Origin of the sequence: Nodosilinea sp. AN01ver1 (assembly GCF_050565655.1) — a bacterium.
GTDB lineage: Bacteria > Cyanobacteriota > Cyanobacteriia > Phormidesmidales > Phormidesmidaceae > Nodosilinea.
The window spans coordinates 1-7129 of the sequence record NZ_JBNXVS010000096.1 but is presented as its reverse complement, the minus strand read 5'-3'; the positions used below and the strand labels follow the sequence as shown (position 1 = coordinate 7129).

At 55.7% G+C, this 7129-nt stretch carries 8 protein-coding genes and 2 pseudogenes; 5 read left to right on the top strand and 5 right to left on the bottom strand.

All coding sequences use genetic code 11. From position 1 onward, the window contains the following. Positions 1-127: 127 nt before the first annotated feature. Positions 128-1003 (bottom strand): annotated as a pseudogene (gene arsB, locus ACQ4N7_RS29790) (ACR3 family arsenite efflux transporter); the annotation flags it as partial. 137 nt (positions 1004-1140) lie between these two features. On the opposite strand from arsB, the gene ACQ4N7_RS29785 reads away from it, so the two are divergent. Further along, a complete protein-coding gene (locus ACQ4N7_RS29785; RefSeq protein ID WP_430715047.1) occupies positions 1141-1695 on the top strand; it encodes a dual specificity protein phosphatase family protein in 555 nt (184 codons plus the stop codon). On the opposite strand, the gene ACQ4N7_RS29780 is transcribed toward ACQ4N7_RS29785, so the two are convergent. Next, complete coding sequence (locus tag ACQ4N7_RS29780) at positions 1692-2564, bottom strand: DMT family transporter (RefSeq protein ID WP_430715046.1); 873 nt, start codon at positions 2562-2564, stop codon at positions 1692-1694. The genes ACQ4N7_RS29785 and ACQ4N7_RS29780 overlap by 4 nt on opposite strands. 281 nt (positions 2565-2845) lie before the next feature. Between ACQ4N7_RS29780 and ACQ4N7_RS29775 the strand changes: the two genes are divergently transcribed. Then, positions 2846-3370, top strand: coding sequence for a hypothetical protein (locus ACQ4N7_RS29775; protein WP_430715045.1), 525 nt, complete (start codon positions 2846-2848; stop codon positions 3368-3370). 156 nt (positions 3371-3526) lie between these two features. Next, complete coding sequence (locus ACQ4N7_RS29770) at positions 3527-3892, top strand: phage holin family protein (protein WP_430715048.1); 366 nt, start codon at positions 3527-3529, stop codon at positions 3890-3892. A 74-nt stretch (positions 3893-3966) separates the two neighbouring features. Here the strand turns inward: ACQ4N7_RS29770 and ACQ4N7_RS29765 are convergent, their stop codons facing one another. The 3 genes from ACQ4N7_RS29765 to ACQ4N7_RS29755 form a co-directional block, all read right to left on the bottom strand. Next, complete coding sequence (locus tag ACQ4N7_RS29765) at positions 3967-4854, bottom strand: bile acid:sodium symporter family protein (RefSeq protein ID WP_430715044.1); 888 nt, start codon at positions 4852-4854, stop codon at positions 3967-3969. A 244-nt stretch (positions 4855-5098) separates the two neighbouring features. Then, complete coding sequence (locus ACQ4N7_RS29760; protein WP_430715043.1) at positions 5099-5818, bottom strand: hypothetical protein; 720 nt, start codon at positions 5816-5818, stop codon at positions 5099-5101. A gap of 6 nt (positions 5819-5824) precedes the next feature. Continuing rightward, the gene (locus tag ACQ4N7_RS29755) at positions 5825-6082 is read right to left on the bottom strand and encodes a hypothetical protein (protein WP_430715042.1); all 258 of its coding nucleotides are present in this window, start codon (positions 6080-6082) and stop codon (positions 5825-5827) included. 209 nt (positions 6083-6291) lie between these two features. On the opposite strand from ACQ4N7_RS29755, the gene ACQ4N7_RS29750 reads away from it, so the two are divergent. Both ACQ4N7_RS29750 and ACQ4N7_RS29745 read left to right on the top strand, forming a co-directional pair. After that, positions 6292-6681 carry a c-type cytochrome gene (locus tag ACQ4N7_RS29750; RefSeq protein WP_430715041.1) on the top strand — a complete coding sequence of 130 codons (390 nt, stop codon included), beginning with the start codon at positions 6292-6294 and terminating at the stop codon, positions 6679-6681. A 334-nt stretch (positions 6682-7015) separates the two neighbouring features. Continuing rightward, positions 7016-7129: pseudogene (locus ACQ4N7_RS29745) on the top strand (photosystem II q(b) protein); the annotation flags it as partial.

The following is a 7129-nucleotide window of genomic DNA, read 5'->3' as shown; positions in this document are numbered from 1 at the left end:
CCCCTTGCTCTTCAGGGTCGATCTCCGGCAGGTTTGGCTCTGGACGTGGCTGTATCGTCATGCCCCTTATGCTACAAACTTTTGCCCCATTCCCAGTAGGTCAGCTTTGTTGCGGTGACTAATTACAAAATATGAAGTTGGTCTGTAGGAACAGCGGCACGGCAATCAGCACGATGTGCAGCGGGTTGCGCACAATTAAGTCGCCCTTAAACGCAAACAGCAGCACCAGGGTGGTCAGCAGGGCAATCACGGCCACCGGGCTGAGCGCTTTGAGAAACACCTGCTCAAACCAGGCTTTGCCCCTATGGCGCAAAATCCAGCTGCGCGAGAGGGTGCCCGCCAGCAGCGGTAGACCGACATAGACGAGCACCGACAGCACAATCGTTTCCCAGGGCACCGTCAGGCTGTTGGCCGCCAGCAGCCAGCGCCCCAGGGGCGCGTAGAGAAACAGCATGGCCAGGGAGTTGATCGCCACCATCACCAGGGTCAGCCCCTGGTTGCTAAACGACAGGTATCCCCACATCAGCACCATGGCGGTGCAGGGAGCAATGCCCAGCAAAATGGCTCCGGCAATGTACGAGTCGGCCAGAGGTATCTCGCTGCCGCGAATGATCTCGCTGCCCGCCAGCAGCGGCCGAAACAGCCCGCCGAGAAACACCTGGGCAAACAGCACCATGGTAAACGGCTTGATCAGCCAGTTCACCACCAGGGTAAGCACGACGGGCTTCGGCGTTTGGGCCGCCCGCTTGGCCTGCGAAAAATCGATTTTTACCATGATTGGGTACATCATGAAAAAGAGGCAGACGGCGATCGGCACCGATATCTGGTAGAGACTCATGGCATCCAGTGCGATCGCCACCTGAGGCCACAGTCGGCCCAGGGCAATGCCCGCCCCAATACACAGCAGCACCCACAGGGTGAGGTAGCGCTCAAAAAGGCTGAGCTGCCCTCCAGCACTAGGGGAAGGGGAACTGGCGATCGCATCGGAATTATTGGTTGCCATGAGGGTTTCGAAGAGGTGGAATGAGAATTGCTGATATTTCAAAAAAAATTGATATGTTGATCTTAAAGGCTTGAGCGCCTTGCCGCCTACAAATCTGGCAATTTGTCCCGCAAACCCGCACAGCCCCTCTCTTACCCATGAAACCCACTTACACCTCGGAGAGTCTGCCCCTACGCGTAGATTTTTTGCCTCCGGATCAGCTGCCCCAACCGGGTCAACTGGGGCTTACCATTGCCCCAGGCCGCAACGATGAAGACAGCAAAGCCATCTGGCAACGCGATCTCCAGGCCGACTTGGCCCGGTTAAAAGACCACTACGGTGTCGAGCGCTTGGTCTGCCTGCTTGATGCCGCAGAGCGGCGAGAGTTGGGCATTCCCAGCCTGCTCGAAGACGCGGAGAATCTGGGCATAGCCACTGACACTCTGCCCATTGTCGACGACGCGCTGCCTACCGATTTAGACCAGTTCACAGCCTTAGTCGAGCGCATTTTGGCTTTTACCCAAGTGGGCGGAACGGTGGTAGTACACTGCCGGGGCGGTGGCGGGCGCACGGGCACAGTGGTAGCGGCCTGCCTGGTCAAGCTGGGCTACAGCGCCGAGGATGCGATCGCCGCCGTCCAACGTGCGCGGCTCGGTGCCCTGAGCGTAGCGGCTCAGCGCGACTTCATTCATCGCTTTGCGGTTCAAGCTTAATCCGTTTCTGCCAATATTTTGGCGTTTGGCCAGCTGGCCCAGATAGTCGCACCAATAATCACCCCCCCGCCCGCCAGAGTTCGCAGAGCGGGCAGTTCCCCCAGCAGCAGCACCGCCAAGAGAACACCGTAGACGGGTTCTAGGGTGCTGATCACGCTGGCGGTTTGGGTGCGCAGCACCGCCAAGCTTTCAATAAACAGGGTGTGAGCCACGGCGGTACACAGCACGCCCAGCACCAGCAGCAGGCCCACCTCCCGAGGCATTAGCGCCAAACTGGCCAGAGGTGCGACCACCAGCAGACTGAGGCAGGCAAACAGATCCTGGTAAAAGGCGATCGCCAGAGCCGAGTACCGCTGCCGGTAGCCTTTGTTGAGCAACTGCAGCAGCGCAAACGACAGCCCTGACAGCAGCCCCCACAGCGCGCCCAGCGTCGTCGCCGATCCCAGCCGGTAGTCAGGAACAACTAGCGCTACGCCGATCATGACCAGCGCGGCGATCGCCCCATCCCGCCAGCGCCAGGGCGTCTTAAACAGCAGCGGCTCTAGCACCGTGACAAACACCGGGAAGCTGGAAAAGGTCAGCAGCCCGATCGCCACCGTCGCCAGCTGAATGCTGACAAAAAAGCTCACCCAGTGAAAGGCCAGCAGCCCCCCCAGCAGCGCCATACCCAGCCCGTCGCGAAGCGATCGCAGCCGCACCGACCGTCGCCCCAAAGCCAGCACCAGACCCAGAGCCAAAGCGGCAAAGCCGGTGCGCCCCAGCACAATGACCGAGGCGGGTAGGGCCAAAAACTTGCCAAATAGCCCCGACAACCCAAACAAAAATACTGATATATGCACCTGTAAAAGGGCGGCGCTAGGGCGAGCCATAGGCAGTAGAGCCTGCAAAACTCTGACTATTCTAGCCAGGTGATCAGGCCTGCCTTAAAACTCCGAGATAGATGAGACGGACCTCTAGTCTGGCCAGCCATCTTGCCCTGGTCAGCCCTGGAGTGCTGCCGTTAAAGACTTATCCAGAGGTTTATCGACAGGCCCAACGGGCCGAATTCGCGACAAAGGGATGTTTATTGGAGATGGAATACTCTTAGGGATTTCATATATTTTGCCGATATGGTTGGCATAATCTGAGGCATTGAAACTAGGGCACCTTTATGCGCGAAAACTTTACCGCCGAGGAATGGTCAATGCTGATTCAGGCCCCAATGCAGGCCGTGATGGGCATTTGCCTGGCCGATCGCGTAGACCCGGTTTCATTCTTACAAGAAGTCAGGTCAGGTGTTGCCCTAGTGTCTGAAGAAACCAGGCGTACCGACCTGGTTGGTGACCTGGCTCCAGCCTTGCTGAGCGGTATTGCCGAACTCGATGCCGCCGACCCCCTGGGTGGTGAGCAGCTGCTGCTAAAAAAGCAGTTTGAGCTATTGGGCCTCATTCAAACCTTCAAAACCTCTAAAGAAGGGCGCGACTACGCGATCGCCCATCTGCAAAAAGTTGCCGTCATCCTAGATACCAAAGTAACTGGCGTGCAGGCCAGTGAACTCAAGCAGTGGCTGATCTCGCTAGCCACCAAAGTGGCTGAGGCCTACCGCGAGGGCGGCATTATGGGCATTGGGTCGAGCCGCATCAGCGACAAAGAGAATGACATGCTTAACAAAATGAGCGCAGTGCTGGGACTATAGCCCAGTGAGCGCTGCTTTCTTGAGAAAATAAAACAAAGTCGTAGCTAATGCTACTTTATAACCGATAATTCCAGGTGTATGGGGGCTGCTGCCCCTAATGTCTAAAATTTTGTCTGATAGCCCTGTTACTGAGTTGTGTGAGGAGAACTGCCCATGCTGATCGGATTTTTAATTAGCGTCGTCATTTTGGCGATTAGTCTGCTGATTATTTCCAAGATTCCGCCGATTGGAGTCGAAATTGACAGCCCCATTAAGGCGCTGCTCGGGGGCGCTATTATCGGCGCGTTTAACGGCATCTGGGGCTTTTTCCCCGGTGCGCTGCGCGGCTTCTTTGCCATTGTTAGTCTGGGCCTGATTCCGCTCATTGGGGCCATTGTTGTGTTTGGTTTGGCCGCCTGGCTAATCGAAGGTTTCCGCCTCCGCTACGGCATTTGGAGCGCTATTTTGGGGGCGATCGCCCTGGCCATTATCAGCTCTATTCTCAATGCGATTCTGCGCTCGGTTGGGTTGGTCGCTATCTAGGTCAACCACTCGCGTTGAATTACCAAAAAGCCCTGAGCCAAGTTAGCTCAGGGCTTTTTGGTGAGGCCTCTGACTTAGCCGACCAGCGTTTTCTCGCGATGGCCTTGCCGTGACGCCCAGGCGGCAAATGCTCCCCCGGTTGCAAACATCAGCAGACTGTAAATAGCCGCCGGAATTGCCATCTCAGGCTGGTTAAGCAGAGTGGGGGCACTGGCAATGGCGATCGCCAACGTGCCATTCTGAATGCCCACTTCGACGGTAATGGCCGTAGCGCTGGGGCGATCGAGCCTGGCCGCCAGAGCAATACCGTAGCCCAGAGCCATCGCCACCAGGTTGAGCGTCAGCGTTACCAGACCCACCTGGGCAAAGAAACCGACCACGCTAGCGCGCTGCTGTACCAGCAGACCGGCAATAATTAACCCCAGCAGCGCCAGGGAAAGCCACTTCACGCCGCGCTCTACCTGAGCCGCAAACCGAGGCAAATACCGATGTAGCGCCATCCCGATCGCTACCGGAATAATCGTAATCACCGCAATCTGTACTACCGTCGCGATAAACGGCAGCCGCAGGGTCGCAGCCTCTCCCATAAAAATCCCCGTTGCCACGTTCACCACCAGGGGAATCGTAACCACCGTAACAAGGCTGCTAATCGCCGTCAGCGTGATCGATAGAGCCACGTTTCCCCGAGCTAGGTAGGTGACCAAATTCGAGGTTGGCCCCCCAGGGCAGGCGGCTAAAATCATCACCCCCACCGCCAGCTCTGGGCTGAGCGGAAAAACCGACGCCAGCCCAAAACCCAGAATGGGCAGCATCACCAGCTGCGCCAGTAGCCCCACAATTACAGCCTTTGGGTATACCAATACCCGGGTAAAATCATCGACTCTAAGCCCTAACCCCATGCCCAGCATGACCGTAAACAAAGCCAGGGGCAAAAATACCGCCGTTAAAAAGCTCGATTCCATGACTTTACGACTCCACCACTTTTTGCTGCGAGTAGTGTAATACCAATTACTGATTTTTTTGATTTTTATATAGCGGTTCTGGATGGAGTGAGGTACACAATTGCTGAGTTCTAGATCCCCAAGCACCTCCCTAATCTAAGTTCCGCGCTGTACCCCTCTGGTAAGGGAGGCAGGAGGGATCACCTCGATGTACTGCACCCAAGTGAAATTCGCTGTAGCTAATTAAGATACCCCTATCCTCAGGTTAGGTGAGGTAAGTAAACACGCTAGCCATGAATCCTAAAGCCGCAAGCACCAGACCGGCACCAACCAAATTGGTTTGCAAAGCCGTCAGCCGATAAGCCGGACGCAGCCAAAAACTCAGCATTTTACTAATGCGAGGCATCACCACCCAGGTCAAAATTGACGAGGTAATCAAATTATTAATCACCAAAGACGTTGCCAGCGGCCACGACTGCATAATGCCCAACGCGCTAAACACCATGCTTTGAATCATTAGCGTGGGATAGAGGCCCAGCACCACCGCCAGCACCTGCTTCCAGGGAGGTGGCCCCAGGCTGTGCTGCTCAGCCCCACCGGTATGGCTCGAAAACCATCCCTCCAGCCCCGTAGTAAATGACTTGTAACGGTAGGCCAAAAAAGCATCGCGCCCCTCATCCAGAAGAGCGACGCGATCGCTCGACTTCAGCCAGCCATTGAGGTCTTCCGGCGTTCTAAAGTGAACGATGGAGTACCACTTCACCACGCCATCGCCACAGTCTAGAGGGGGGCACAGATCAGCGCGGGTGTAGCCCTCAAACTGGCTGGCCGCTTTTACCATGCGGTCATACCACCGCCGAAAAACTGCTTCTGCCTCCTGTCCATCCGGCACGATGTACTCCACGACGAAGGTGGAGTAAAAATGGTCAGCGTGGGAATCCTGAGAGTCCTGAGACTCTTGGGCATGTTCAGAGGAAGAAGCCATGTCAATTTAGTAGTGAAAAAAGAAGGCCCGAGCGGCAAAAAAGCCGCCTAACAGCAAAATCCAGAGCAAATTTTGCTTAATTGTCTTCAGCTCCGCCAAAACTTGCTCGGCCTGGGCATTTGTCATAGGAGCCGAGCTAGCCTCCTGAGCCGGGCCAGAGGTTGAAGCCGTAGCGAGCCCTGGTACAGCCCTACTGGCGGCGGCAGACACACTCTCGGGGGCGATCGCATCGGTAGACTGATTGTTGAGATCCAGGTCAGCCATGGCGTTATGAGGATAGAGGGCAGCGTCTAAACCAGGTCGCACCCCCTAAAGGTACTACCCCAGACCGAGGGGCTCAAGCGCTGATGTCGCCTGGTCATGACTTGAACTAGCCAGTGCCGTCTGCAACCCAAATCCTTAAGATTCTGTGGCGAACTGGTTGTAGGTTCTTTAAAGTACGTAACATTTAGTTGAAGATAGATTTCATACCCTTGGCACAAGAGACCTTAGACGAGCAGACCGAAGACCTCAGCAGCCTGCTGAAAAAGGCCGCGCTGATCGCAGTGGCGCTGGTTACAGCCGTTGTATTGAGCGTCGTGGCAGTGCGCTACTCCCAGGCCTCTGACCCCTACGTTCATCAGGTGCTGTCGATGGAAGGCAATGGCACCCGAGGCGAAGCTATTTTCAGAATGAACTGCGCCGTCTGCCACGGTATTGAAGCGACTGGAGAAGTGGGGCCAAAGCTGCTGGGGGTATCTGATCACAAGACCAAAGTGGGCCTGATCAAGCAGGTGATCAGTGGCCAAACCCCCCCTATGCCTCAGTTTCAGCCCGAGCCTCAGGACATGGCCGACCTGCTTAACTATTTAGAGCGGCTGTAGTGAGCAAGCGCCCTAACCACGTCGGGCCGCAGCACTCAGGTTAAGCAATTGTTACGACATTTATGAGAATTCTAGTGAGTCTGAGCTGGGCAAGCGATCGGTTCTCAGAATTCATAGCTCGACGCCGAAAGCAGCAAAAGCCCTGTTTGCTCTGGCTTTAGGGCGATCGCCGCAGTCGCCCTAAAGCCCCAACATCGGTCCAAATCATTAAACCGTGAAGGAATGTTTGTTTACAAAACTCCATGACTGTAGTAAGGTGTACTCACACAGGTCACAAATCTACACGATTTGGCCTGTGTACCTTGAAACGATAAATACCAAGGACTAATACATCATGACCACTACTCTACAGCGGCGCGAAAGCGCCTCCCTGTGGGAGCAGTTTTGCCAGTGGGTCACCAGCACCGAGAACCGCCTGTATGTAGGCTGGTTCGGCGTACTGATGATT

Coding starts and splice junctions, on each gene's coding strand:
- ACQ4N7_RS29785 (WP_430715047.1), top strand. CDS start 1,141: ATGAAACCCACTTACACCTCGGAGAGTCTGCCCCTACGCGTAGATTTT.
- ACQ4N7_RS29780 (WP_430715046.1), bottom strand. CDS start 2,564: ATGGCTCGCCCTAGCGCCGCCCTTTTACAGGTGCATATATCAGTATTT.
- ACQ4N7_RS29775 (WP_430715045.1), top strand. CDS start 2,846: ATGCGCGAAAACTTTACCGCCGAGGAATGGTCAATGCTGATTCAGGCC.
- ACQ4N7_RS29765 (WP_430715044.1), bottom strand. CDS start 4,854: ATGGAATCGAGCTTTTTAACGGCGGTATTTTTGCCCCTGGCTTTGTTT.
- ACQ4N7_RS29760 (WP_430715043.1), bottom strand. CDS start 5,818: ATGGCTTCTTCCTCTGAACATGCCCAAGAGTCTCAGGACTCTCAGGAT.
- ACQ4N7_RS29755 (WP_430715042.1), bottom strand. CDS start 6,082: ATGGCTGACCTGGATCTCAACAATCAGTCTACCGATGCGATCGCCCCC.